24 protein-coding genes are annotated in these 24155 nt (G+C 67.2%); 17 read left to right on the top strand and 7 right to left on the bottom strand.

Annotation, left to right across the window (positions count from 1 at the left end; translation table 11 throughout):
• Nucleotides 1-63: 63 nt before the first annotated feature.
• Genes ACTJK0_RS05195 through ACTJK0_RS05170 form a run of 6 tightly spaced genes read left to right on the top strand, consistent with a single transcriptional unit; the run spans nucleotide 64 to nucleotide 6974 of the window.
• Complete coding sequence (locus tag ACTJK0_RS05195; protein ID WP_110541942.1) at nucleotides 64-1392, top strand: ABC transporter substrate-binding protein; 1329 nt, start codon at nucleotides 64-66, stop codon at nucleotides 1390-1392.
• Nucleotides 1392-2306 (top strand): carbohydrate ABC transporter permease, encoded by a 915-nt coding sequence (locus ACTJK0_RS05190; protein WP_440744501.1) that lies wholly within the window; start codon nucleotides 1392-1394, stop codon nucleotides 2304-2306. Before ACTJK0_RS05195 ends, ACTJK0_RS05190 begins: the two co-directional genes overlap by 1 nt.
• Entirely contained in the window at nucleotides 2303-3190 is an 888-nt protein-coding gene (locus tag ACTJK0_RS05185; protein ID WP_110541940.1) for a carbohydrate ABC transporter permease, read from the top strand. The genes ACTJK0_RS05190 and ACTJK0_RS05185 overlap by 4 nt, the downstream gene beginning before the upstream one ends.
• Nucleotides 3191-3213: 23 nt before the next feature.
• Entirely contained in the window at nucleotides 3214-4302 is a 1089-nt protein-coding gene (locus tag ACTJK0_RS05180) for an ABC transporter ATP-binding protein (RefSeq protein ID WP_110541939.1), read from the top strand.
• On the top strand, nucleotides 4299-5654 hold the full coding sequence (gene ggh, locus ACTJK0_RS05175; RefSeq protein ID WP_440744500.1) for a glucosylglycerate hydrolase: 1356 nt from the start codon (nucleotides 4299-4301) through the stop codon (nucleotides 5652-5654). The genes ACTJK0_RS05180 and ggh overlap by 4 nt, the downstream gene beginning before the upstream one ends.
• A gap of 45 nt (nucleotides 5655-5699) precedes the next feature.
• Nucleotides 5700-6974, top strand: a complete 1275-nt coding sequence (locus ACTJK0_RS05170; RefSeq protein WP_440744499.1) for a Gfo/Idh/MocA family protein — start codon at nucleotides 5700-5702, stop codon at nucleotides 6972-6974.
• Here the strand turns inward: ACTJK0_RS05170 and ACTJK0_RS05165 are convergent.
• The gene (locus tag ACTJK0_RS05165; protein ID WP_440744498.1) at nucleotides 6958-7527 is read right to left on the bottom strand and encodes a HutD/Ves family protein; all 570 of its coding nucleotides are present in this window, start codon (nucleotides 7525-7527) and stop codon (nucleotides 6958-6960) included. The two genes, ACTJK0_RS05170 and ACTJK0_RS05165, sit on opposite strands and share 17 nt — an antisense overlap.
• 104 nt (nucleotides 7528-7631) lie before the next feature.
• Here ACTJK0_RS05165 and ACTJK0_RS05160 point away from each other — a divergent pair, with 104 nt between their 5' ends.
• Nucleotides 7632-8243 (top strand): phosphoribosylanthranilate isomerase, encoded by a 612-nt coding sequence (locus ACTJK0_RS05160; RefSeq protein WP_440744497.1) that lies wholly within the window; start codon nucleotides 7632-7634, stop codon nucleotides 8241-8243.
• Nucleotides 8244-8334: 91 nt separating this feature from the next.
• Nucleotides 8335-8751 carry a YccF domain-containing protein gene (locus ACTJK0_RS05155; RefSeq protein WP_110541934.1) on the top strand — a complete coding sequence of 139 codons (417 nt, stop codon included), beginning with the start codon at nucleotides 8335-8337 and terminating at the stop codon, nucleotides 8749-8751.
• Between the two features lie 64 nt (nucleotides 8752-8815).
• On the opposite strand, the gene ACTJK0_RS05150 is transcribed toward ACTJK0_RS05155, so the two are convergent.
• Nucleotides 8816-9631, bottom strand: a complete 816-nt coding sequence (locus ACTJK0_RS05150; RefSeq protein WP_440744496.1) for a 2-phosphosulfolactate phosphatase — start codon at nucleotides 9629-9631, stop codon at nucleotides 8816-8818.
• Entirely contained in the window at nucleotides 9628-10497 is an 870-nt protein-coding gene (locus ACTJK0_RS05145) for a DUF4031 domain-containing protein (protein WP_440744495.1), read from the bottom strand. The genes ACTJK0_RS05150 and ACTJK0_RS05145 overlap by 4 nt, the downstream gene beginning before the upstream one ends.
• A 116-nt stretch (nucleotides 10498-10613) precedes the next feature.
• On the opposite strand from ACTJK0_RS05145, the gene ACTJK0_RS05140 reads away from it, so the two are divergent.
• From ACTJK0_RS05140 to clpB, 6 genes are all read left to right on the top strand, one after another.
• Nucleotides 10614-11024, top strand: a complete 411-nt coding sequence (locus ACTJK0_RS05140) for a TOBE domain-containing protein (protein WP_440744494.1) — start codon at nucleotides 10614-10616, stop codon at nucleotides 11022-11024.
• A complete protein-coding gene (gene modA / locus ACTJK0_RS05135) occupies nucleotides 11021-11839 on the top strand; it encodes a molybdate ABC transporter substrate-binding protein (protein ID WP_440744493.1) in 819 nt (272 codons plus the stop codon). The genes ACTJK0_RS05140 and modA overlap by 4 nt, the downstream gene beginning before the upstream one ends.
• A 122-nt stretch (nucleotides 11840-11961) precedes the next feature.
• Nucleotides 11962-12396, top strand: coding sequence for an SRPBCC family protein (locus ACTJK0_RS05130; RefSeq protein ID WP_440744492.1), 435 nt, complete (start codon nucleotides 11962-11964; stop codon nucleotides 12394-12396).
• A 27-nt stretch (nucleotides 12397-12423) separates the two neighbouring features.
• Nucleotides 12424-13269 carry an ABC transporter permease gene (locus tag ACTJK0_RS05125; RefSeq protein WP_440744491.1) on the top strand — a complete coding sequence of 282 codons (846 nt, stop codon included), beginning with the start codon at nucleotides 12424-12426 and terminating at the stop codon, nucleotides 13267-13269.
• Nucleotides 13266-14423: a sulfate/molybdate ABC transporter ATP-binding protein gene (locus ACTJK0_RS05120; protein ID WP_440744490.1), complete on the top strand. Its 1158-nt coding sequence runs from the start codon at nucleotides 13266-13268 to the stop codon at nucleotides 14421-14423. The genes ACTJK0_RS05125 and ACTJK0_RS05120 overlap by 4 nt, the downstream gene beginning before the upstream one ends.
• Before the next feature lie 137 nt (nucleotides 14424-14560).
• Nucleotides 14561-17203 (top strand): ATP-dependent chaperone ClpB, encoded by a 2643-nt coding sequence (gene clpB, locus ACTJK0_RS05115; protein WP_440744489.1) that lies wholly within the window; start codon nucleotides 14561-14563, stop codon nucleotides 17201-17203.
• A 48-nt stretch (nucleotides 17204-17251) separates the two neighbouring features.
• Here clpB and ACTJK0_RS05110 read toward each other — a convergent pair whose 3' ends face one another.
• Nucleotides 17252-17944 carry a septum formation family protein gene (locus tag ACTJK0_RS05110; protein ID WP_440744488.1) on the bottom strand — a complete coding sequence of 231 codons (693 nt, stop codon included), beginning with the start codon at nucleotides 17942-17944 and terminating at the stop codon, nucleotides 17252-17254.
• Between the two features lie 272 nt (nucleotides 17945-18216).
• Between ACTJK0_RS05110 and ACTJK0_RS05105 the strand changes: the two genes are divergently transcribed.
• Nucleotides 18217-18450, top strand: coding sequence for a DUF3073 domain-containing protein (locus ACTJK0_RS05105; RefSeq protein ID WP_082007139.1), 234 nt, complete (start codon nucleotides 18217-18219; stop codon nucleotides 18448-18450).
• 227 nt (nucleotides 18451-18677) lie between these two features.
• Nucleotides 18678-19454 carry a VOC family protein gene (locus ACTJK0_RS05100; protein ID WP_440744487.1) on the top strand — a complete coding sequence of 259 codons (777 nt, stop codon included), beginning with the start codon at nucleotides 18678-18680 and terminating at the stop codon, nucleotides 19452-19454.
• A gap of 35 nt (nucleotides 19455-19489) precedes the next feature.
• Here the strand turns inward: ACTJK0_RS05100 and purM are convergent, their stop codons facing one another.
• From purM to ACTJK0_RS05085, 3 genes are read right to left on the bottom strand one after another with little or no spacing between them, the layout of a single operon-like run.
• Nucleotides 19490-20635: a phosphoribosylformylglycinamidine cyclo-ligase gene (gene purM / locus ACTJK0_RS05095; RefSeq protein ID WP_440744486.1), complete on the bottom strand. Its 1146-nt coding sequence runs from the start codon at nucleotides 20633-20635 to the stop codon at nucleotides 19490-19492.
• Complete coding sequence (gene purF, locus ACTJK0_RS05090) at nucleotides 20632-22302, bottom strand: amidophosphoribosyltransferase (protein WP_440744485.1); 1671 nt, start codon at nucleotides 22300-22302, stop codon at nucleotides 20632-20634. The genes purM and purF overlap by 4 nt, the downstream gene beginning before the upstream one ends.
• Nucleotides 22303-22359: 57 nt before the next feature.
• Nucleotides 22360-22674, bottom strand: coding sequence for a hypothetical protein (locus ACTJK0_RS05085; RefSeq protein WP_110541921.1), 315 nt, complete (start codon nucleotides 22672-22674; stop codon nucleotides 22360-22362).
• A 289-nt stretch (nucleotides 22675-22963) separates the two neighbouring features.
• On the opposite strand from ACTJK0_RS05085, the gene ACTJK0_RS05080 reads away from it, so the two are divergent.
• Nucleotides 22964-24070: an S-(hydroxymethyl)mycothiol dehydrogenase gene (locus ACTJK0_RS05080; protein WP_440744484.1), complete on the top strand. Its 1107-nt coding sequence runs from the start codon at nucleotides 22964-22966 to the stop codon at nucleotides 24068-24070.
• The last annotated feature ends 85 nt before the right edge of the window (nucleotides 24071-24155 follow it).

The raw sequence follows: 24155 nt of genomic DNA, 5'->3' as shown, positions 1-24155 counted from the left end.
ACCACACAATTATGATCGATCATCAGACAAAAAACCTAGCAGCCCTCACCCCAGGAGGCTCTAATGTCCGTTACCGCGCACCATGACGTGAGCCGGCGAGCGTTATTGAAGGGGGGCCTGACGGTGTTGGCTGCCGGACCGGTGCTGGCAGCCTGCGGGGTCAACACCAGCGGAAGCGGCGGCAAGGGGTCGGTCAGCTTCCTTTCCACACAGTTCGCACCGGTGGAGGAACGCCAAAAGTACGAAGCCACCCTCAAGAAATTCGCGGGGGACATCAGCGTGGCCTACAACCCCGTCGACACGGGCGTCTTCAACACCACCCTGAAGTCCCAGCTCGCCGCCGGAAAAGTCGAAGTGGGAATCGCCGGCGGACTGCACGGCGACCTGGCCCCCTTCGCCTCGCAGCTGGAGGACCTCAGTTCACTCATGAACGACCTGTCCTCGGCGGGTTACTCCAAGGACGTGGCGGAACTGGCCAAACTGGGCACCGACGTTCCCCGGTACATCCCCTGGATCCAGGCCACCTACGTCCTGGCCATCAACAAAAAGGCGCTCCAGTGGCTTCCCTCCGGAGCTGACGTCAACAAGCTCACCTACGACCAATACCTGGCATGGGCCAAGGCCGCCAAAGACGCCAGCGGACGCCCTGTCTTCGGCCTGCCGGCCGGCCCCAAGGGACTGCACCACCGCTTCTACCAGGGCTTCCTGCTGCCGAGCTTCACGGGCGGGCAGATCACCACCTTCCGCAACCAGGATGCCGTGAACGCCTGGACCTACATGCGTGACCTCTGGGCCAATACAAACCCCGCCTCCACCAACTACGACTTCATGCAGGAGCCCCTGGCCAACGGCGAAGTCCTGGTGGCGTGGGACCACGTGGCGCGGCTGATCAATGCCGTCAAGGACAAGCCGGACGACTGGCAGATGGTCCCCGCCCCTTCGGGGCCCAAAGGCAGGGGCTACCTCCTGATTGTCGGCGGCATGGCGGTGCCCAAGGGCTCCCCCGAGAAGGACAAGGCCTTCGAACTCATCAAGGCCCTTTCCAAGCCCGAGGCGCAGATCGAGACGCTGAAGTCCAACTCTTTCTTCCCGGTGGTGAAGACGGATATCGGCGGGGACCTCCCCGGCGGCGTGGCCCTCGAAGCGAAGGCCGTCAAGGCGCAGCAGGAAGCCTCCGACGCCCTGCTCGCACTCCCGCCCGTGGGCCTGGGCGACAAGGACCCGCAGGTCTCCCAGCTGTTCAAGAACTGCTTCCAGGAGATCTGCCTGAACAACTCGGACGTCAAGGCCACCCTGGACCGGCAGGGTGCGGAACTGGCAAAGATCATGGACAGCCTCAACGTCCCGTGCTGGGCACCTGACCCCAAGATGTCCCCCTGCAAGGTCGCGTGATGGCCGCCCCGGATGCGCCGGCGGCAGCCAGGCCGCATGTTCCCCCTTCCGGCCCCAAAGCCCGTGCCCCCAGGCGGAAGGGAAATCCGGCGGCGCTGCTGCTGATCGCCCCGTCGATCGTGTTCATGACGCTCCTCTTCGGCTGGCCGATGGTCAGCGGCATCCTGCAGGCCTTCGGCGGCCCGGAAGGCCTGACCACGGCCAACTTCACCCGGATGGTCCAGGACCCCTACTTCTGGTCCTCGGTGGGCAACACCCTCCTGCTCATCGTGGTGATGATTCCCATCCAGTTCGTCCTGGCACTGGCCATGGCCCTGCTGATCCGGGCCAAGCCGCGGGGGGCTTCTGCCTACTTCTACATCTGGGCCATCCCGTTGGCTGTCAGCGACCTCGCCGCCGGCCTGGTCTGGCTGACCGTGTTCACGGACCGCGGCTACCTCAACTCGCTCCTGGCGTCGTGGGGCCTGCAGCCCGTTTCGTGGCTCGCCTATGACAACTACCCGTCCATGTTCGCCACCGTGCTGATCGCGGAAGTCTGGCGTGCCACATCGCTGGTGTTCGTCATCGTCGTGGCCGGGCTGCAGTCCATCCCAAAGGACTATGAGGAGGCCGCCGGCGTTTTCGGCGCCAGTTTCTGGAACCGGCTGTGGCACGTCACCTTGCCGCTGCTGCGCCCCAGCCTCCAGACGGCCCTGATCCTGAGGACCATCCTGGCCTTCCAGACCTTCGCGGTGGCGCTCGCCCTCACGGGCCAGAACTTCCCCCTGGTGGTCGGCGAGACGTACCGCTGGTACACCGGGCTGCAGGACCCCAACGTGGCCTCGGCGCTGGCCCTGGTGGTCATGGCCGTGTCCATGGTGACTGCGGTGGGCTACCTGAAACTCCTGAGGGACCAGACGGAGGCTGCGCGATGAGCCACGCCACGACATCAAGGACGGCTGCCGCCGGGGCCGCCCGGCCGGAACCGGGAGTGGACCGCAGGCCCCTTGCGCGGCAGCGCCGCAACCGGGTGCTGCTGCAGGTGGCCTGCATCCTGATCACCCTGTTCATGGCCGTACCCATCTACCTGATTGCCCTGGCTGCAATGTCCAGCCGGCAATCGCTGCAGAAGTTTCCGCTCAGCTTCATCCCGGACAACTTCTCCACCGAGACCATGCAGACCTTCCTGCAGTCCACCGGAATCCTGGGTGGCCTCATCAACTCCGTCCAGGTGGGCGTGTTCACCCTGGTGTTGTCGCTCCTGATTGGCATTCCCGCAGGCTACGCGGTGGCCCGCTTCGCTTTCCGGGGCAGGGAGCCGTACCAGCTGTTCCTGCTGTTCACCCGGGCCCTGCCGATCGTCGTGCTGTCCGTGCCGCTGGCCCAGCTCTTCCTGCAAACGGGGCTCTATGACAGCGTGTTCGCCGTCGTCCTGCTCCACACCGCCCTGGCCCTGCCCACCACCATCCTGATCACGGCCTCGGTGTTCCTGGGCGTGCCGCGGGATGTGGAGGAAGCGGCGCGGATCTTCGGCTGCAGCCCCGTGCAGGCCTTCCTCAAAGTGGTCCTGCCGATGGCCGTACCCGGCATCGCCGCCGCCTCGATCTTCACTTTCGTCATGTCCTGGAACGAAGTCCTGGGCGCATCGATCCTGACCCTGAACCAGCGCACCCTTCCCGCCCAGGTCCTTAGCTCCCTCTCCGAATCACCATTGGCATACCGCTTCGCCGGCGGTTTCCTGCTGGTGGTCCCGGCCCTGGTGTTCATCTTCTTCATGCGCCGCTACCTCACCAACATGTGGGGCTCCACCATCCGCTGATCGCGTCCCAGAGAGGCCTTCCCATGGCTGACATCTCCATCAAGGGTCTGCACAAGACCTACCCGGGCAGCACCGAGCTGGCCACGAACAACGTTTCGCTGGAGGTGGCGGAAGGGGAGTTCATGGTGCTGCTGGGGCCCTCCGGCTGCGGAAAGACAACCCTGCTGCGCATGGTCGCGGGCCTGGACTTCCCGGACCAGGGCAGCATCGCCATCGGTGGAAGGGACGTGACCTACCTGCCGCCGCAGGACCGGAACCTTTCCATGGTGTTCCAGTCCTATGCCGTCTTCCCGCACCGCATGGTCCGGACGAACATCGCGTTCGGGCTGACGATGAAAAAGGTCCCGCGGGAAGAGATCGAACGGAAGGTGGCGTGGGCGGCGGACCTGCTGCAGCTCAGCCCCTACCTGGACCGGTATCCTGCCCAGCTCTCCGGCGGCCAGCGGCAGCGCGTTGCCGTGGCCAGGGCGATCGTCATGGACGCCGACGTGCTGCTCATGGACGAGCCCCTGTCCAACCTTGACGCCCTCCTGCGCCTGGACTTCCGCGCCGAACTGAAGAAGATTGTCCAGCAGCTGGGTTCCACCACGCTGTACGTCACCCACGACCAGGTGGAGGCAATGAGCCTCTCAGACCGGGTTGCCGTGATGAAGAAGGGCCAGATCGCCCAGCTCGGCCATCCGATCACCGTCTACGAGGAGCCGGCGGACCGGTTCGTGGGCGGCTTCATCGGTTCGCCGCCGATGAACTTCCTGGACGGCCGGATCACGCAGCAGGGTGCCCTGGAAGTGGGTGGCCAGAGCATCGCAGCGCCCGAATTCCTGGCCCGGGCAGCGGCCCGGACGGGCGGCACGCCGGTGATGGTGGGCATCCGGGCGGAGAATATCTCCCTGGCCCCGCGCGGCTCGGAAGGTTCCCTGGACGCTGCCGTGGAGGTGGTGGAACCGCTCGGGCACGCCACCTTGCTGACGGTGGACCTCGGCGGCCAGACCGTTAAGGTACAGGTCCCCTCCACGGAGCGGGTTTCGCCCGGCGAAACCGTGGGCCTGCGCTTTGAGCAAAGCGCGCTCCGCTTCTTTGACACGGAAACCCAGCTGGGGCTGACGGCGTGACGGCAGAAGCGGACGCCGCCCGGTATCCGGTCCGCGACCTGGCGGACATGGGCCAGCGGGCACGGGACGTCCTTGCCGCGAATGACCTCGGCGCCATGGTCACCGCAGCACCGAACCTGTACCCGCATATGTGGAGCTGGGATGCCGCCTTTGTGGCCACCGGCCTGTCCACCATGAGCGTGGACCGGGCCCTGCAGGAGTTGGACCACCTGATCGCGGCGCAGTGGAAGAGCGGGATGATTCCGCACATTGTCTTTTCCGATGTGCCCGGCTACTTCCCGGACGTGGAGCGGTGGGGCACCCGCGGGGTGTCTCCCGAAGGGGTGCAGTCCAGCGGCATTTGCCAGCCGCCCGTGCATGCCACGCTGCTGCGCCGCATCGTGGAACGTGCGACGGCGGCTGGCGGCGAAGATGCAGGGCCCGCCGAGGAGTTCCTCCGGCGGACGCTGCCACAGTGGATCCGCTGGCACGCCTGGCTCCGGGGCAGCCGCGGCGCCGACGGCTCCGGCCTGCTCACCATTTATCACGGCTGGGAGTCCGGGATGGACAACTCGCCCCGGTTCGACGGCCCCTATTCAAGGGTTCGGCCCGGCGACATGGAGCCCTTTGTCCGGACGGACACGCTGAAGGTCACGGACTGGAGCCAGCGGCCCAGCGACGAGGAGTACAGCAGGTACCTGTGGCTGGTGAAGCAGATGGCCGATGTCCGGTTCGACGATGCCCGGCTTCCAGGGGTGATGGACTTCCAGGTCAAGGACGTGTTCATGTCGGCGATCTTCGCGGCGGCCAACGAGGACCTGGCCGTGCTGGCGGAACACGTCGGCCTGCACGGGGACGCCGCCCGGTTGCGGGACTGGGCCCGGGAGTTCCGGGATGGCGTGGATGCGACCGTCGATGAACGAACAGGGCTGGCACGGGACCGGGACGTGCTGACCGGCGAGTGGATCGGGCTGCCCACCATTGCCGGGTTCGCTCCATTGATCTCCACGGCGGACGAGTCCCTGCTGCGGCGGCAACTGGAGATCTTCGAGGGGCCGGACTGGACCGGTGACCCCCGGCTGGCCTTCCCGCTGCCGGCCTCAACCTCCACCACCTTCGAGGGACTCAAACCGCGGCAATACTGGCGTGGACCCGTCTGGCCCGTCATGAACTGGTACCTGGCCCAATGCCTGCGCAGGCGCGGCGATGAGGTGCGGTACGGGCGGCTGCGGGAAGCTTCGCTTGCCCAGTTGGTGGAAGGACACTTCGCAGAGTATTACGAGCCGTTCACTGGCCAACCGCTGGGCAGCATGGACCAGTCCTGGACGGCGGCCGTGGCGCTGGAGTGGCTCGCCGATCCAGACGCCGGCTGACCGGTGGAGGCTCCGCCGTCGACCGTTGCCCAAGCCGGGCCACCCGTGCGCCTCCTGGTGGCCGGCGCAGGTGCGCGCGGCTCCGCCTACGCCCGGCTGGCGGTTGACACCCGCCAGGCCACCATCGTGGGGGTCGCGGAGCCGCGCCGTCAGCTGCGCGAAAGCCTTGCAGCCGAACTCGGCGTCCCGGATGCAGGGGTGTTCGGGGACTGGCAGGCCATGCTCCGCACCCGGCTGCCGGCCGACGGCATCATCATCGCCACCCCGGACCGTGAGCACGCCCAGCCGTTCGCTGCCGCAGCAGCCCACGGCTATCCGGTCCTCCTGGAGAAGCCGGTGGCCGGGGACGCTGCCGGCTGCGCGGATCTGGCACGGCTGCAGCGGGAATCCGGGATCACGGCGACCGTCTGCCACGTCCTGCGCTACACCCCACTGACTGCGCTGCTTCGGCGACTCCTTTCCACCGGGACAATCGGCCGCGTCATCTCCGTCCAGCATCTGGAGCCTGTCGGATTCTGGCATTTCGCGCACTCCTATGTCCGCGGGAACTGGCGGCGGGAGGAGGAGTCCAGCCCCTTCCTGCTGGCCAAATGCACGCATGACGTCGACTGGCTTTCCTTCATCATCGGGAGCCGGCCGGTTCGGGTGTCCTCCTTTGGCAGGCTCTCGCATTTCCGGCCGGAGGAGGCGCCGGAAGGCGCTTCAGCGCGCTGCACCAGCTGCCCCGCAGAACCCCGCTGCCCCTATTCCGCCCTGCGGATCTATGGTCCAGGCCGGCCGCCGGATGGCGTCACAGCGGATCCCGCGAGGGCCTACTTTGCCGACGTCGTGGATCCCGGCGGCACCCGGGAATCGTTGTGGCGGGCGCTGGCAACAGGGCCGTACGGCCGATGCGTCTACTTTGCGGACAACGACGTGGTGGACCACCAGGTGGTGAACATCGACTACCAGGACGGCACCACAGCAGCCTTCACCGCGACGGCCTTCACGGCCGCGGGACCGCGCCGCACCAGGATCTTCGGCAGCCACGGTGAGATCTCCGTCGAGGCGGGCAGCATCACGGTCCATGACTTCCTCACCGGAACAACCACTGTGCACGCGGTGCCGGCGGCTGCTCCCCGGGTGGCCGGTGAAAAGCACGAAGGGGGCGACCGGGGACTGGTGCAGGCCTGGGTCAGGGCCCTCGCCCGGGGTGACTGGACAGGGGTGGTGTCAGGGCTGGAGGAGTCGCTGGTCAGCCACGCCGTAGTGTTTGCGGCCGAGGAAGCGCGCAAGAGGGGTGCCGTGGTACCGGTGGAGGAATTCAGTCCGCGCCCGTGACTGGATCGACCGAGACCACCGCCAGGAAGCCGCGGCCCAGGATCCCGGGGGAGCCCCCGTCCGAGCCGGCCACCGTGTCATACCGGCCCAGCTCCACCGGCTCCGCCCCGCCTTCGCTGGCCACTGCCTGTCCCTGCAGCAGCACTCCCAACTGTCCCTCGAAGAGCGGGTGGGCACGCTTTTTGGACAGCTCGATGATGGAGGTGTAGCCCTTGCACGCGGCCGTGCGGGTGATGATGTTGAGGTCGCGAATGTCGCCGGTAGGCAGCTTCGCTGTGGTGGCCGCGCCGCCATCGAAGCGGAAGGGCCGGTACTTTTCCATCGGATGCTCGGCCCCGTCCACGGTGAGGACCAGCAGTTCACCCTCGATGACCGTCAGTACCCGCTCCATGCCGGGGAAGGCGGAAAAGTCTCCTGCCTTGGCCACGTCTGCGATGCTCACCCGCCAGGTCCAGCCGCCGTCTTCGGATTCCTGGCGGGCGATTTCGCGGGTCACCCCGCCGCCGTTGCGCCACGGTTCGGCTTTGAGCTCAGCGAAGCGGATGATCTGCATCAGCCCAGCCTAGTTCCCCCAAGTGGTTGGCATCGCAGTTGCGCCCCTGCCCTGCTACTCTCCTCCGGGGGGTCAACACGAAAACAGCCTGAAGGAGCCCGGGAATGTTCGTCAAAGTGTGTGGTCTCAGTACGCCTGAATCGGTGCGCGAGGCAGTGGACGCCGGCGCTGACGCCGTCGGGTTTGTCCTCACCGCCAGCCCCAGGGTTGTCTCGCCATCGCAGGTTGCATCCCTGCTGTCCGGAGTACCAAAGGGCGTTTCCCCCATTGCGGTGTTCCGTGACGAGCCCGTGGCCGACGCCATCGCCATCGCCCGGGCGGCCGGCCTGCAGTGGATCCAGCTGCACGGCACGCGGACCCGTGCGGACGTGGCAACAGTGCACGACGCGGGCATGAAGCTGGTCAGGGCCATCACCATTGGCGCCGGCGCCGATGAGTTTGAGGACTGGGGCGAGGATCTGCTCCTCATTGATGCTTCCGTGCCGGGTTCGGGCGAGTCCTGGGACTACGCCTCCGTGGCTGCCCTGCCTGCGCTGAAGGGCAGGAACTGGCTGCTCGCCGGCGGCCTTGACGCTGCCAACGTGGCCGGAGCCTCAGCCGCCGCACACGCATGGGGCGTGGACGTTTCCTCTGGTGTCGAAGTCTCCCGCGGCGTGAAGGACCCGGCCAAGATCCGCGCGTTCGTCCACGCCGCAAAGGCCGCCGCGACAGTTTAGTGCGGACCAGCCGGCCACTACACTCCGGATCAGGGCAGGATCAGGGACATCCCCCACCCTTTTGTCGGAGGGGTGGGGGCAGAATGGGTGCATGAAGACACTCCTGAACGTCATTTGGCTGGTTTTCGGCGGCTTGTGGCTGGCCCTTGGCTATTTCCTCGCCGGCGTGGTCTGCTGCCTGCTCATCGTCACCATCCCGTGGGGCATTGCCTCGTTCCGCATAGCCGCCTACACCCTGTGGCCCTTTGGCCGCATGGTGGTGGATAAGCCGGGCGGAACCGGTGTCTTCTCCCTGCTGGGAAATGTGATCTGGCTGTTGGTCGCCGGAATCTGGATCGCCATCGGGCACGTGGTCACGGCGTTCGCCATGGCAGTGACCATCATTGGCATCCCTTTGGCCATCGCCAACCTCAAGCTCATCCCGGTATCCCTGATGCCGCTGGGCAAGCAGATCGTGCCCACCAGCACGCCGTTCGTCAGCAACTACCCCGCCAGGAACTACCGCTAGGCAGATCCTCCGCGCTGCCTGCCGGCGGTTCCAGCACGTTCCCGTCGTCCCCTTCGCCGGGCCGTCAGACCGTCAACGGGCGGAAGGCACCCTCCCGGAGGAGGGCCACAGAGTCGCTTTGGTCCAGTTCCGCCGCGATGTCCACATCCTCCGCAAAGCCGGCTCCTGCCAATTCCCGGCCGCTGGAACACTGCTGCAGCATTTCGCGCAGCCGTGGTTCGGCGGACTCGAAGACAGCCATGGCGGCCACGGCCTCCGGAGCATAGCCGTGCCTGCCGTCCCCGGCCTCGTAGCCGCCCCTGCCCGCGGCCGCCAGCCCCGCGATGAAAGCCCCGGCGCCAATCTGGTCCTCGAGCGCAGGACGCAGCGTCCCGTCCGGCCAGCATTCACCGGCGGCAACTACCGCCAATACCGCGTCTTCCGGAAGATTCGCCGCCACCCAGTCGGCCGTCGCAGCAGCGTTCCGCAGGCACACTGCCGCCACCAGCGGCACTTCGCCGGCGAGCAGCCGGCACAGTTCCGACCCGTTGGGGGAGGGCAGCACCGCCCTTCCCAGCGATTCCGCACTGCGGAAGCTGGCGGGCGAGAGGCTCAGCCCACCACCGCCGCGGGGACCCGCCAACTGCGCATGGTGGTGGGCGGCGAAATCCTCGGCGCTGGTATCGCGCCACCGGTAAGGGAAGACTTCGGCGCCCCGGTCCAGTGCCACGCTCACGCAGGTGCTGAAAGACAGGACGTCCACCACCACGGCCAGGTCGGCACCAGCGGCCACGGTCGCGGCCCCGTCCAGGCCCCAGTCCAGCCTGACGGTGAAGGGGAGCTGCCGGTGGGCGGCGTTGGCGGAGTAAGTGTGCCGCGGGCTGGATCCTGGGGCGTTCACGCCAGTTCGCCGTTCAGGTTCCGGTGCGCCGCGTCCAGCCATAGGTCCCGGGCCCGCGGGTGGTGGAAGAGCGGGTCAAGTTCCAGCAGGTGGCGCACGACGGCGGCCCGGCCGGCTGCGAAGTCGGCGTCGCCGATGTGCGCGTAGTCTTTCCGCACGGCGGCTACGTAGCGGGCGTATTCCTCCGGCCCGCTTCCGAGGATGGAAAGGTCCGCGTCGCAGAGCAGGGCGCCGGCGGCGTCGTCCGCTTCCGGCCGGTGGTCGGAAGTGAGGCGTACCAGCCGGGCTACTTCGGCTACCTCGTCCTCCGGCAGGCCGGCTGCGGCAAGGCGGTGTTCGGCCAGCAGGGCCGAGTCCTCTTCATCCCGGCCCGCTGCGCCGCGGTACACGGCGTCATGGAACCAGGCCGCCACAAGCACGGTCCGCGGTGCCTCTCCCGGTTCGGTGAGCAGGTCCAGCGCCTCCAGGACGGAGAGCAGGTGGGTGCTGCCGTGGTAGTGCCGGTGCGGTTCGCTCCACCGGTCCAGGAGGTCAAGGAACAGGGCATCGTGACCCGGCATGATGGCCTCCCAGCGGTTCAGGAGCGGGACTTTCAGGGACTTGTTGCGCCGGCGTGCGGGGATGCGCAGGCCGCTGGCGATGAGTTTGCGGACCAGCACCCGGGCCTCCACCGAAACTGCCCCGGCCGCCACCAGTTCGTCAAAGCGGCGTTCCGGCACGTCGTAATGGTCGCCGTCGAACGCCCGCTCCGGAATCCCGGCGGCTGCGGCGAAGCGGTGCAACTCTTCGAGCGACGCGTCCGAGACCAGATGCGAGAAATGAGTTCCGTGTGCAGGCCACAACGGCGGGTCGATGTAGATGGCCATGGAAGGAGTCTAGTGCCGCCCTGCGCCGGAAAAGCCAGAGGCCAGGGCATATCCCGTGTTTGCAGATGCGGAATCAAGGGTGTCGTCTATCCTCAGATGCGGAATAGAATCTCCATATGGCCCTTATTCGCGTTTCTGAAGCCGCCCGCTTCATGGGCGTCAGCGATGACACTGTCCGCCGGTGGACCGAGCACGGAACACTGACTCCGCTCCGTGACGATTCCGGACGGCTCGCCGTTGACGGGCTGGAGCTGGCCACCCATGCGCAGAAGCTGGCGCAGCTTCCGGATGATCCGAAAAGCGGGAGCAGCTCGGCCCGCAACCGTTTCGTTGGCCTGGTCACCAACGTCATCACGGACAAGGTCATGGCCCAGGTGGAACTCCAGTGCGGGCCGTTCCGGGTTGTATCGCTGATGAGCAGTGAAGCGGTGCGCGAGCTGGGCCTGGAACCGGGGGCGGTGGCCACCGCCGTGGTCAAGGCGACGACGGTCATCATCGAATCGCCGAAGGGGCGGGGTGCCGCATGACGCGGCACGTTTGCATCCTGAAGCCCCGGATCTTCGCAGCGCTGGCTGCCCTGTACCTTCTCCTGCCGGCAGCTCTCAGCGGGTGCGCCGCGAAGGGCGGCAGCGCCGCCGATACCAGCGCCGACGCCGCGCCGCACGGCACCATCACCGTTTTCGCAGCTGCATCCCTGAAAGCCACCTTTACCGACCTCGCCCGCACCTTCGAGGCCGAGCATCCGGGCACCACCGTCACGCTGAGCTTCGCCGGGTCCTCCGACCTGGCCAGCCAGCTCAGCCAGGGGGCACCGGCTGACGTCTTCGCGTCGGCGGATGCGGCCACCATGAAGAAGGTGCAGGATGACGGGCTGGTGGACGGCACGCCGACGGATTTTGCCAGCAACACCCTGGCAATCGCAGTGCCGCCGGGCAACCCGGCCGGAGTCGCAGGGATGAAGGACCTCACCCGGCCCGGCATCAAGGTGGTCACCTGTGCCAGGCAGGTCCCCTGCGGGGCTGCCACGGCCAAGGCTGCGGACGCGGCAGGCGTCTCATTGAGCCCGGTCAGCGAGGAAAACTCGGTCACCGATGTCCTGGGAAAGGTGGCCTCCGGCGAGGCCGACGCCGGCCTTGTCTACGGCACGGACGTCAAGGCTGCCGGAACCAAGGTAGCGGGCATCCCGTTCCCCGAATCTGAAGCCGCCGTCAACACCTATCCCATTGCTGCTGTGGCCAACGCCGGGAACAAGGCTGCGGCCCGCGCCTTCCTGGACCTGGTTGCCGGTCCAGAAGGGCAAAAGGTCCTCGCCGCCGCCGGGTTCCGGCCCGGGCAGCAGTAGTGCCGCGAACGACAGGCGCGGCAGTAGGGTGGGGCCAGGTCGCCCACCGGCGAGCATCGCCGGGTACGCCCCTGCAGGACCTGTCCAGCCCCCTTACCGCTTCAGCCCACCGGAGGAAACGCATGGCCCACGCCGAGAACAGTGTCATCATCAACCGGTCTGCCCGCGAGGTCTATGACTTCCTTGCTGACGGACTGAACAACCCGGCATGGCGTGACGGGGTGAAGTCCATTTCCCTGCGGGAGGGCGCTCCCGGCGAAGTCGGAGCCATCTACAGCCAAACCCTTGCCGGGCCCAGGGGCCGCCCCATCCAGGGCGACTACAGGATCACGGCAGCCCAGCCCGGCCGACTGCTGGGCTTCGAAGTGGTGGCCGGCCCGGCCCGCCCCACCGGCACATACGCCCTCACCGAGGATGGCGGCAGGACCACCGTGCACTTCAGCCTGGATGCCAGGCTGCCGCTCCTGATGCGGGTCCTGGACTCGATGGTCACCAGGACCATGGAATCCGAGGTGGCCCAACTGTCCCGGCTCAAGCAGGTTCTGGAAAACCGTTGAACCAACAAAAACACGAAAGGTAGCAGGTTGATTCGGCAGGGGTATACAGGTGTTCCCGGCTGGGTCCGCGCGTTGGCCGTCCTGGCCGCCGTCGTGGTCGTGCTTCCGCTGCTGGCGATGGTGCTCAGGGTGGACTGGGGGCAGTTCATCCCGCTGGTGACCTCTGTGCCGTCGCTGACGGCGCTGGGACTGAGCCTGCGCACCTCGGCGGCCAGCACGGTCTTGTGCATCGTCCTGGGCGTCCCGCTGGCCTTGGTCCTTGCCCGTGACACCTTCCGGCTGCGGGGCCTGCTGCGCTCGCTGGTGCTCCTGCCGCTGGTGCTTCCGCCTGTGGTGGGCGGCATCGCCCTGCTCTATACGTTCGGGCGCCAGGGGCTGCTGGGACAGGCGCTGGACGTCCTGGGCCTGCGTATCGCCTTTTCCACGACGGCGGTGGTGCTGGCGCAGACATTCGTGGCACTGCCGTTCCTGGTGGTCAGCCTCGAGGGCGCCCTGCGGACCTCCGGCTCCCGCTACGAAGCCGTCGCGGCCACCCTTGGAGCACGGCCGGGCACCGTATTCAGGCGCGTCACGCTGCCACTCGTCCTGCCCGGACTGGCATCCGGTGCCGTGCTTTCCTTCGCCCGAAGCCTCGGCGAATTCGGTGCCACGCTGACCTTCGCGGGCAGCCTCCAGGGGGTGACCCGGACCCTCCCGCTGGAGATCTACCTGCAGCGGGAAACAGACCCGGATGCCGCCGTCGCGCTGTCCCTGGTGCTGGTGGCCGTGGCCATCGCGGTGGTTGCCCTCGCCTACCGCCGCCCGGCAGCCGGCCGCGCCGGAACAGGACAACGGACGACGGCGCCCGCGCCGGCAGGAGGAAACGTCACGTGACGTTGTCCTTCCGGGCAGCCGTGGCCGGGCGCGGCTTCGACGTTGCCCTGACGGTCCAGCCTGGTGAAACCGTGGCGGTCATGGGGCCCAACGGCGCCGGCAAATCGACGCTGCTGGCCGGCATCGCTGGCCTTCTCCGGCCGGACAGCGGCATGGCCGCACTCAATGGCAGGACCCTTTTTGACCTCGGCGACGGTAAGGGCACATGGGCACCTCCCCATCAGCGCGGCATTGCCCTGCTTGCGCAGGAGCCCCTGCTCTTTCCCCACCTGGCAGCGGTGGACAATGTCGCTTTCGGGCCCCGGAGCGCCGGTGTTTCCAAGCGGGAGGCAAAAGCCCAGGCGCTGCACTGGCTCGCAGAGGTTGAAGCCGAACATCTCGCCGGCCGCCGTCCCGCCGAACTGTCCGGCGGCCAGGCCCAGCGTGTGGCCGTCGCCAGGGCGCTCGCCGCCGACCCCGCACTCCTCCTGCTCGACGAGCCGCTGGCCGCCCTGGACATCCATTCCGCGCCCCTGCTGCGACGGCTCTTCAAGCGTGTCCTGGCCGGGCGCCAGGCCATCATCGTCACCCACGACGTGCTGGACGCGCTGATGCTGGCGGATCGCGTGGTCATCCTGGACAACGGCAGGATCATCGAGGAAGGCCCCACCCGGGCGGTGCTGGAGCGCCCCCGCAGTTCCTTTGCCGCCGGACTTGCCGGGCTGAACTTCATTCCGGGCATTCTGGACGGCGCCGGGGTCCGGACCAGGGAGGGGCTGAGGATTACCGGCCACGAGGAGGAGCCCGGCCTCCACCCGGGCCTTTTGGTGCATTCTGGCTTGTCCGGGGCAACCGGCCCTGCTGGAACAACCGGCCCAGCCGGGACAACCGCCGCACTGCCCGAAGCCGCGACGGCGGGTTCGGAGGACACGGGCGTTGCCGTGTTCCCGCCGTCGGCCGTTTCTGTATTCCTCAATGACGCCCATGGAAGCCCGCGGAATTCATTCGCCGTCACCATTACCGACCTGGAACCCCACGGCGACCAGGTCCGCGTCCGCGCCGGCAGCCTGGCCGCGGACATCACGCCGGCCGCCTCTGCTGACCTGGGCCTGGCTCCGGGCATGGCAGTGCACTTCGTGGTCAAGGCCGCGGCCGTGGCCGTGTACGCGACCTGAAGCGCCGGAACCGCGGGCAGGACCTCCGGCTCTGGACACCTGTTTCGCCCTGGGCAAACATGGCTAGTGGATCTCGCAGTGCAAAGTTGAGCGTAGTACACTCAACTTAGTCAACCAGCCCCCGAAAGGAGCTCTCTTTGGACGTCAAATTCACCACCAAGAGCCAGGAGGCTCTTTCCGCCGCGGCAATGAACGCCTCGACGGCCGGAAACCCCCAGGTGGAGCCGGCCCACCTCCTGAAGGCGCTGATGGACCAGCGGGAGGGTGTCGCCGTCGCGCTCCTCCGCGCCGCCGGCGCCGACCCCGACTCCGTCAGCGTCCAGGCCAGCAGCGCTATCAAGGCACTGCCCGCCACTTCCGGCGGCTCCAGCCAGCAGGCCCAGCTCTCGCGCCCTGCCCTCCAGGCCATCCAGCACGCCAAGGAGGAGGCGGACCGGCTGGGTGACAGCTTCGTGTCCACAGAGGTGCTCCTGGTGGGCCTCTCGGCCGGCAACGATGCCGCGGCCCGCCTGCTCCGCGATGCCGGCGCGTCCCGCGAAGCGCTCCTGGCTGCCCTCCCCGGGGTCCGCGGCGACCGCAAGGTGGACAGCCCCGATCCCGAAAACACCTTCCAGGCCCTCGAAAAGTACGGCACGGACCTCACCGCGATGGCCCGCGCCGGCAAGCTGGACCCCGTGATCGGGCGGGACTCCGAGATCCGGCGCGTGGTCCAGGTCCTGTCCCGGCGCACCAAAAACAATCCGGTGCTGATCGGCGAACCCGGTGTTGGCAAGACTGCCGTGGTGGAAGGGCTGGCCCAGCGGATGGTGGCCGGCGACGTTCCGGAGAGCCTGCGGGGCAAGACCCTTATCTCCCTGGACCTTGGCTCGATGGTGGCCGGCGCGAAGTACCGCGGTGAATTCGAAGAGCGGCTGAAGGCAGTCCTTGAGGAGATCAAGGGTTCCGAGGGCCAGATCGTCACCTTCATCGACGAGATCCACACGGTGGTGGGTGCCGGTGCCACCGGTGATTCCTCCATGGATGCGGGCAACATGCTCAAGCCCATGCTGGCCCGCGGTGAGCTGCGGCTGATCGGTGCCACCACCCTGGACGAGTACCGCGAAAACATCGAAAAGGACGCCGCGCTGGAACGCCGCTTCCAGCAGGTCTACGTCGGTGAGCCCAGTGTGGAGGACACCATCGGCATCCTCCGCGGCCTCAAGGAGCGCTACGAGGCGCACCACAAGGTGTCCATCGCTGATTCCGCCCTGGTGGCTGCGGCCACGCTGTCCAACCGCTACATTTCCGGCCGCCAGCTTCCGGACAAGGCCATCGACCTGGTGGACGAAGCCGCATCCCGGCTGCGCATGGAAATCGACTCTGCACCGGAGGAGATCGACCAGCTGCGCCGCCAGGTGGACCGGCTCACCATGGAGGAGCTTGCGCTGGAGGGCGAGACGGACGCTGCCTCTGTGGAACGGCTGGCCGCGCTCCGCGCCGACAAAGCTGACAAGGAAGAGGAGCTCTCGGCGCTGAACGCGCGCTGGGAGGCCGAGAAGGCCGGGCTCAACCGGGTGGGTGACCTGAAGGCCAAGCTGGACGAGCTGCGCTCCGCCGCTGACAAAGCCCAGCGCGAGGGCGACCTGGAGACGGCCTCCCGGGTCCTGTACGGCGAGATCCCGGCCCTCGAGCGCGAGCTGAACGCCGCCGCCGAGGCGGAGGCGGCCGTGACCGACAAGTCCGCGCAGATGGTGGCCGAGGAAGTAACGGCGGAGGACATCGCCGAGGTCATCTCCGCATGGACCGGCATCCCGGCCGGACGCATGCTGCAGGGCGAAAGCCAGAAGCTGCTGCACATGGAGGAGGAACTGGGCAAACGGCTTATCGGCCAGTCCAAGGCCGTGACCGCGGTATCCGACGCCGTCCGGCGTGCCCGGGCCGGCATCAGCGACCCCAACCGGCCCACCGGTTCCTTCCTGTTCCTGGGCCCCACCGGCGTCGGCAAGACCGAGCTGGCCAAGGCCCTGGCGGACTTCCTGTTCGACGACGAGCGTGCCATGGTCCGCATCGACATGTCGGAGTACGGCGAGAAGCACAGCGTCGCCCGGCTGGTCGGGGCGCCTCCGGGATACGTCGGTTACGAGGAAGGGGGCCAGCTGACCGAGGCCGTCCGCCGGCGTCCCTACTCCGTGGTGCTGCTGGATGAGGTGGAGAAGGCACACCCCGAGGTGTTCGACATCCTCCTGCAAGTGCTCGACGACGGCCGCCTCACCGACGGGCAGGGCCGCACTGTGGACTTCCGCAACGTGATCCTGGTGCTGACCTCCAACCTGGGCAGCCAGTTCCTGGTGGACCAGTCCCTGGATGCCGAGGCCAAGCGCAACGCCGTGATGGCCACCGTCAACGCGTCCTTCAAGCCGGAGTTCCTGAACCGGCTGGACGAGGTGGTGCTGTTCGACGCCCTGACCGTGGAGGAGCTGGCGCACATCGTGGAACTGCACGTGGCGGAACTGGGGCGCCGGCTGCACGAACGGCGGCTCACCCTGGAGGTCACCGATGGTGCCAAGGCCTGGCTCGCATTGTCCGGCTACGATCCCGCCTACGGTGCCCGGCCGCTGCGCCGCCTGGTGCAGCGCGAGATCGGCGACCGGCTGGCCAAGGCCATCCTGGCCGGCGGGATCAGCGACGGCGACACCGTCCTGGTGGACACCGCGCCGGACTTCGGCGAACTCACCGGGGGCAACGTGGACACGCTGACCGGCGCCCCCAGCTCAGGCCTGTCGGTGCGGCGGAAGGACTAGCCCGGGGGCCGTTCCCTTGCCGTCGTGCTGCCCTGGCGNGGTTGACCGTCAGGGCAGCACGCTTGCGTTAATCACATTGCCTCGGTCCGCGGTGACATAGCAGTCAACCCGGCGGTCACCCGACTGCCAGCTGGTGCTGCTGGGGAAGCTTCGCTGGTAGTTGAGCTGGAACTGGTTGGCTGCCGGGGTAAGTTTCGCGGCCTGGCAGACTTCCAGGGCCTTGGCCTTAAGCGGCTCCGCGCCCGGATATGCGGCCTTATCAGGGTAGAGATAGGTGGCCACCAGCTGTGCCGAATGGCCGGTGTCGCAGGGCACCACCTTGGACGCCAGCGCCTGGGGGTCGAAATCCGTGAAGCAGTCACCCACCGCGTACGCCGCGGGGGCGACCCCTTCGCGGGGGAGCGGCTGGGGGGTGGCGGGCGGCGTGACGGTGGTCTGCAGGACGCCCGGTGCTGCATTCTTCGCCGGGTCGGCGCCGGGGGAGGAGTTCAGCCACACGGCAAGCCACGCCAGCCCGCCAACAACGGCCAGGATCACGACGACGAACACCGTCTTCCACACCAACGGTCCCCTGTTGGCGCGCTTCCCGGGCCCTGAGTCCTTGGGTGCTTGGGACCAGGTAACGGTTTCTGGGGCAGGGGCAGGGGCGGCGTCCGGGCCGGGATGCCCTGCCGGCACCTGCGGAATGCTTCCGGTCCGCGGCGGTGCGGCGGGTTTGGGCGGGATGTCCTGGTGGTTCACGGGTGTGCATCCTCCTGGGTTTTGGTTCCGCGGCCCGCCAAAGGCCAGATAAAAACGGCAGTTCCTGAACGACTCTACCGAAGAAAAATCCCGGAATCCCGCGGTTGGAGGTGCGCCATGGTACCCCACGCGGTGGTTTGGGCCGCTGGGCGGCAAGCAGGGCCAGCGGAAAGCATGTAATCTAGGTGTACGACAAATTGACCAAACATTCCGGGGCCTCACCGATCGCCAAGGTGACCACCTCCGGTCCAAGTACAAAAGGGGGTCACGCCATGGGGCGCGGCCGTCAAAAGGCAAAAGCTACCAAGCAGGCTCGGGACATTAAGTACTACTCCCCGAACACTGACTACTCGGCACTTCAGCGTGAGCTGACGGGCCCAGGCAGTCGTTCAACGAGCCATTATTCGAATGAACCGGTCGAACCGGACTATTCGGCTTATGTGGATAAGTACGCGGATGATTTGGATGACGATGACGACGAGGTAGACACCCGTCGCATCGGCTAGTTGTCGCCAGCCTGCCGTGGCCCGTGGCCCGGCTGCTGTGGCACCAATGCACACGCTGGATTCCCGGAAGCGTTGATGCGGATCCAGGCAGTGTGCGGAACTCCTTTCTGATACCCGTTTTCGGGTGACCGCTTGCTTCGCCGTGCCTGCTGCCGTTCCGTTTACCGGTCCGGCGGCGGGCTTTCGGTGTTTCCCGCGGGATCCAGTCCCGTTGGTAACGAAAGCCCATGACTGTTCGGACCACGTACGCCCACGGTGAGCCCTGCTGGGCTGATCTTCAGACCCCCGATGTTGCCGCGGCCAAGAACTTTTACGGCACCCTGTTTGGCTGGACCTACCAGGACTTTCCCACCCCGGACGGCCGCAGCTACGCGCAGGCCTTCGCGGGCGGGCAGCTGGTGGCCACCATCGCGCCGCAAAGCCCGTTGCAGCTGCAGGCCGGCACCTCCGCGGAATGGAACATCTACTTCGCCGTCACGGACGCCGCGGACCTGCTGGAAGAAGCCCGGCACGCCGGCGGCACTGTGCAGTTCGGCCCGGAGCAGGTGGGCGGCACCGGAGTGCTGGGCTTCCTCACCCCGCCAGGCGGCGGGACCACCGGTATCTGGCAGGCCGGAAGCCACTTCGGAAGCCAGCTCTTCAACGAGCCCGGCGCGCTGGCCTGGGCCGAGCTCTTCACGCCCGAGCCGCAGGCCGCCGTCGGCTTCTTCCAGCAGCTTTTCAACCACGAGGTCACCGAGTACCCCCAGGACGACGGCGGCAGCTACAGCACGCTGCTTATCGGCGGCAATGAAGTGGCCGGAGTCATTCCTGCCGAGCGGGATGAGGACGCGGACTGGCAGATCTACTTTGGTGCCGCGGATGTTGCCGCGGCCGCAGCGGCTGCGCTGGCCGCAGGCGGCAGGGTCCTGGTGGAGCCCGACCAGCGGCCCGCGGAAGGTTCGCTGGCCACCATCGAAGACCCGCAGGGCGGAGTGCTCAACCTCATCCAGGTGTCTGCTTAAAAGCCGGGGCTCCCCACTGCNCCCCGGGCCGATAGCTAGGCGTACGCGTTGACCATCCGGACGGCGCCGCCGTCCACGCCCTTGGCGCCCTGGACGTAGTCGGGTCCGGACTTGAGGATGGAATCGGAGTCCTGGGTGACGGTACCCATCACCCAGGAGGGCAGGCCGCGGTCGTTCAAGCGTGCGACGGCGGCATCCGCGGCCTCGGGGGACACGATGGCCACCATGCCCACGCCGAGGTTCAGGGTGCGCTCAAGGTCCGCCAGCGGAACGTTGCCGAGTTCAGACACCAGCTTGAAGATGGCGGGCAGTTCCCAGGTGGCGCGGTCCACCGTGGCCACCAGGCCCTGCGGCAGGACGCGGGCCAGGTTGGCGGCCAGGCCGCCGCCGGTGACGTGGCTGAAGCCGTGGACGGCCGCACCGACGTTGACCGGGAAGGTTCGCGCCAAGTCAAGGCAATCGGCTGCGTAGACGCGCGTGGGTTCCAGGAGTTCCTCGCCCAGGGTGCGGCCCAGTTCGGAGACCTGGCGGTCCAGGGCCCAGCCGGCGTGGTTGATGACGCGGCGGACCAGGGAGTAGCCGTTGGAGTGCAGCCCGGAGGAGGCCATGCCGATCACGACGTCTCCGGCGCGGACGCGGTCAGGGCCCAGCAGGGCGTCGGCCTCGACGACGCCGGTGGCGGCACCGGCGACGTCGTATTCGTGCTCGCCCAGGAGGCCGGGGTGCTCGGCGGTCTCGCCGCCAACGAGGGCGGTGCCGGCCACGGAGCAGGCGGCCGCGATGCCGCGCACGATGCCCGCGATGCGCTCCGGAACTACCTTGCCGCAGGCGATGTAGTCGGTCATGAAGAGAGGTTCGGCGCCGACCACCACGATGTCGTCCACCACCATGCCCACGAGGTCGAACCCGATGGTGTCGTGGATGTCCATGGCCTGGGCAATGGCAACCTTCGTGCCCACCCCGTCCGTGGACGTGGCCAGCAGCGGCTTCTTGTAGGTCAGCAGCCTGGAGACGTCGTAGAGGCCGGCGAAGCCGCCCACCCCGCCGATCACCGAGGAGTTGTGGGTTGCCTTGACGGCATCCTTCATGAGCTCGACGGCGCGGTCCCCGGCTTCGACGTCCACGCCTGCGGAGGCGTACGTGATGCCGGAGTTCTCTGCGGCGGTGTTGGCGGAAGTCATACGGAGTCCTTCTTGTCGGCGCTGGTGGCGGCGTGTACGTCGGGCACGAGGTCGGCTTCGGTCAGCAGGTTCTCGAATTCGGAGTCCGGGCCGGGATCGCAGCCTGTGGCGCCGGCTTTTTCTGCCGGGTCCTCGGTGGCGTCAACCGCCAGGGCTGCCGTTTCGCCGGGAAGCGCGGACGGGGACGGCTTCAGGCCGCCCAGGTCGGTGCGCTCCAGCAGGTTCTTGCCCAGCTTGTCGGCGTCCGGAAGTTTGATCGGATACTTGCCGGTGAAGCAGGCGGTGCAGAGGCGTTCGCGCGGCTGGCGGGTGGCACCGATCATGCCGTCTTCGGAGATGTAGGCCAGCGAGTCCGCGCCGATCGCCTGGGAGATCTCTTCGATGGTGGCGCCGTTGGCAATGAGCTCGGCGCGGGAGGCGAAGTCGATGCCGTAGAAGCAGGGCCACTGGACCGGCGGCGAGGAAATCTTCACGTGCACGGCGGCGGCGCCGGCTTCCCGGAGCATCCGGACGATGGCGCGCTGCGTGTTGCCGCGGACGATCGAGTCATCCACCACCACCACGCGCTTGCCGCGGATCACGGATTCGAGGGCGTTGAGCTTGAGCCGGATGCCGAGCTGGCGCAGGGTCTGGGAGGGCTGGATGAACGTGCGGCCAACGTAGGAGTTCTTGACGAAACCGTGGGCGAAGGGGATGCCCGATTCCTCTGCGTAGCCCACGGCTGCAGGGGTGCCGGATTCCGGGACCGGAATGACGATGTCCGCTGCCTGGGTGTTTTCGCGGGCCAGTTGGCGGCCCATCTCCACACGGGACTCGTATACGGAGCGTCCGGCGATGGCGGCGTCCGGGCGGGCAAGGTACACGTACTCGAAGACGCAACCGGCCGGCGTCGGCTCTGCGAACTTCTTGGACCGCACGCCGTCCTCGTCGATGGCGATGAACTCGCCCGGCTCGATTTCGCGGATGAAGCTGGCGCCCACGGTGGCCAGGGCTGACTGCTCGGAGGCCACCACCCAGCCGCGCTCCAGCCGGCCAAGGACCAGCGGACGGATGCCGAAGGTGTCGCGTGCCGCGTAGAGGGTTCCTTCGTCCATGAAGACAAAGCAGAAGCCGCCCTTGATCTTGGGCAGCAGCTCCGTGGCGGTCTCTTCCAGGGTCTTGCCCGGTTCGCCCTCAAGCAGTGCGGTCACCAGGGCGGTGTCCGAGGTGTTGCCCTGCTTCATCTCGCCGGTCAGGTTGCCGCCGTTGCGCTCGGTGATCATGGCATTGAGCTCGGCCGTGTTGGTCAGGTTGCCGTTGTGCGCCAGGGCCACCGTGCCGGTGGCGGTAGCGCCAAGGGTGGGCTGCGCGTTGGCCCAGTGGCTGGCGCCCGTAGTGGAGTAGCGGCAGTGGCCTACGGCCAGGTGCCCGGTGAGGGTGTTCAGGGTGGTCTCGTCGAAGACCTGGGAGACGAGGCCCATGTCCTTATAGACATTGATCCGTTTGCCGTCGCTGGTGGCTATACCAGCCGACTCCTGACCACGGTGCTGCAGTGCGTACAGCCCGTAATAGGTAAGTTTTGCTACTTCTTCACCGGGAGCCCAGACACCGAAGACGCCGCAAGCGTCCTGGGGGCCTTTTTCGCCGGGGAGAAGATCATGGGAAAGTTTTCCATCGCCGCGTGCCACTGGTCGATTATCTCACGACATGGGGTATGACTTTTCCGGCCGCGCGATTGTGACCCGCTAGGCCTGGGGATCGGTGTCCGGCTCCGAATCAGGAACGGACTCCACAACGGCGCGCTGCTGGCGCTTTATGCTCAGGCGGTCCAGGACCAGTGCCAGGACCGCGCCCAGGATGGCGCCGCCGGCGGCGAACATTATGAGGAAGAAGCCGAAGACCGCGCCGGGATCAAACGTAGCGTCACCAGGCACTGCGTAGGCCACCACCGCTGCCGCAACAACGCCCACCAAGGCACCCAGGACCAGGAACGGGACATATTTGGGCGCGCGTCGTACGGTCACTTCGCGCCGCTCGACGGGGTGTTCTTCAAAAGCCATGACATCCAGCCTACTGCCGCAGTTTTATTGCACGTAACGGAAGTGCGGGATGGGAGCGGAGGCCGCGTCGCTGGTAGCCAACTGTCCGCTAACTGATATATCTATTGACAAGGAGTGTGTCCACTGTCATATTTCCAGTAGCGCGATAAGCGTGCTGTTGTGCCATGTGCAACGGAACTCTTATTTTGCGACAGGGAGGTGTGGTTCCCGGGCATGGCAGGTCAGCTAGATTGGCACTTGGTGCCGACCCACCGGATCCCGTCGGATCCAGGAAAGGAACACAAGAACCATGGTCCATAAAGTCCAAGCAGTTGTTGTCCGGGAGAAGAATGCTCCGGTGTCGCTGGAGACCATCCTGGTGCCGGATCCGGGTCCGGGGGAGGCCCTGGTGGATGTCCTGACCTGCGGGGTCTGCCATACGGACCTGCATTACAAGCAGGGCGGCATTGGTGATGACTTCCCGTACCTGCTGGGTCATGAGGCTACGGGTGTGGTCAGCGCCGTTGGTCCCGATGTCACCTCGGTGGCCCCTGGGGACAGGGTGATCCTGAACTGGCGTGCGGTCTGTGGCGAGTGCCGGGCGTGTGCCAAGGGCCAGCCGCAGTACTGCTTCAAGACGCACAACGCCACCCAGAAGATGACGCTCGAGGACGGAACGGTCCTGTCGCCGGCGCTGGGCATCGGCGCTTTTGCGGAGAAGACACTGGTGGCTGCCGGGCAGTGCACCAAGGTGGACCCTGAGGTTGACGCTGCCGCGGTGGGCCTGTTGGGCTGCGGGATCATGGCCGGCATCGGAGCGGCGATCAACACCGGCGAGGTCAAGCGCGGCGAGTCCGTGGCAGTGATCGGCTGCGGCGGCGTGGGGATCGCCGCGATCGCCGGCGCCAGGCTGGCGGGTGCGACGACGATCATCGCCGTGGACATCGACGAGAACAAGATCGGCATGGCCAAGTCCCTGGGCGCCACCCACGGCGTGAACTCCCGGCAGGAGGACGCGGTGGAGGCCATCCGGGCCCTCACCGGTGGCCACGGAGCGGACGTGGTGATTGACGCCGTCGGCCGTCCTGAAACCTATAAGCAGGCGTTCTACGCCCGCGACCTTGCCGGCCGCGTGGTCCTGGTCGGCGTCCCGACGCCGGAGATGACGCTTGAACTGCCGCTGCTGGATGTCTTTGGCCGCGGTGGCTCGCTGAAGTCCTCCTGGTACGGCGACTGCCTGCCGTCCCGGGACTTCCCCATGCTCGTCTCGCACTACAAGCAGGGCAACCTGGACCTGGACGCGTTCGTGTCCGAACGCATCAGCATCGACCAGGTGGAGGAAGCCTTCGGCAAGATGCACGAGGGCAAGGTGCTGCGGTCCGTCGTCGAGGTCCAGCGCGCTGGGGCGTCCGCATGAGCGTCACCATCGAGAACCTGGTCACCTCGGGCACGTTTTCGCTCGACGGCGGCACCTGGGACGTGGATAACAACGTCTGGATCGT

The organism is Paenarthrobacter sp. 22069 (assembly GCF_052046035.1).
Classification (GTDB): domain Bacteria; phylum Actinomycetota; class Actinomycetes; order Actinomycetales; family Micrococcaceae; genus Arthrobacter.
Note: the sequence above shows the minus strand (reverse complement) of the source record. Positions and strands in the feature narration are given on the sequence as shown.

Bases quoted from the DNA above. Each gene is read 5' to 3' on its own strand.
- ACTJK0_RS05195 (WP_110541942.1), top strand. From the start codon at position 64: ATGTCCGTTACCGCGCACCATGACGTGAGCCGGCGAGCGTTATTGAAG.
- ACTJK0_RS05190 (WP_440744501.1), top strand. From the start codon at position 1,392: ATGGCCGCCCCGGATGCGCCGGCGGCAGCCAGGCCGCATGTTCCCCCT.
- ACTJK0_RS05185 (WP_110541940.1), top strand. From the start codon at position 2,303: ATGAGCCACGCCACGACATCAAGGACGGCTGCCGCCGGGGCCGCCCGG.
- ACTJK0_RS05180 (WP_110541939.1), top strand. From the start codon at position 3,214: ATGGCTGACATCTCCATCAAGGGTCTGCACAAGACCTACCCGGGCAGC.
- ACTJK0_RS05165 (WP_440744498.1), bottom strand. From the start codon at position 7,527: ATGCAGATCATCCGCTTCGCTGAGCTCAAAGCCGAACCGTGGCGCAAC.
- ACTJK0_RS05160 (WP_440744497.1), top strand. From the start codon at position 7,632: ATGTTCGTCAAAGTGTGTGGTCTCAGTACGCCTGAATCGGTGCGCGAG.
- ACTJK0_RS05155 (WP_110541934.1), top strand. From the start codon at position 8,335: ATGAAGACACTCCTGAACGTCATTTGGCTGGTTTTCGGCGGCTTGTGG.
- ACTJK0_RS05145 (WP_440744495.1), bottom strand. From the start codon at position 10,497: ATGGCCATCTACATCGACCCGCCGTTGTGGCCTGCACACGGAACTCAT.
- ACTJK0_RS05140 (WP_440744494.1), top strand. From the start codon at position 10,614: ATGGCCCTTATTCGCGTTTCTGAAGCCGCCCGCTTCATGGGCGTCAGC.
- modA (WP_440744493.1), top strand. From the start codon at position 11,021: ATGACGCGGCACGTTTGCATCCTGAAGCCCCGGATCTTCGCAGCGCTG.
- ACTJK0_RS05130 (WP_440744492.1), top strand. From the start codon at position 11,962: ATGGCCCACGCCGAGAACAGTGTCATCATCAACCGGTCTGCCCGCGAG.
- ACTJK0_RS05105 (WP_082007139.1), top strand. From the start codon at position 18,217: ATGGGGCGCGGCCGTCAAAAGGCAAAAGCTACCAAGCAGGCTCGGGAC.
- ACTJK0_RS05100 (WP_440744487.1), top strand. From the start codon at position 18,678: ATGACTGTTCGGACCACGTACGCCCACGGTGAGCCCTGCTGGGCTGAT.
- purM (WP_440744486.1), bottom strand. From the start codon at position 20,635: ATGACTTCCGCCAACACCGCCGCAGAGAACTCCGGCATCACGTACGCC.
- ACTJK0_RS05085 (WP_110541921.1), bottom strand. From the start codon at position 22,674: ATGGCTTTTGAAGAACACCCCGTCGAGCGGCGCGAAGTGACCGTACGA.
- ACTJK0_RS05080 (WP_440744484.1), top strand. From the start codon at position 22,964: ATGGTCCATAAAGTCCAAGCAGTTGTTGTCCGGGAGAAGAATGCTCCG.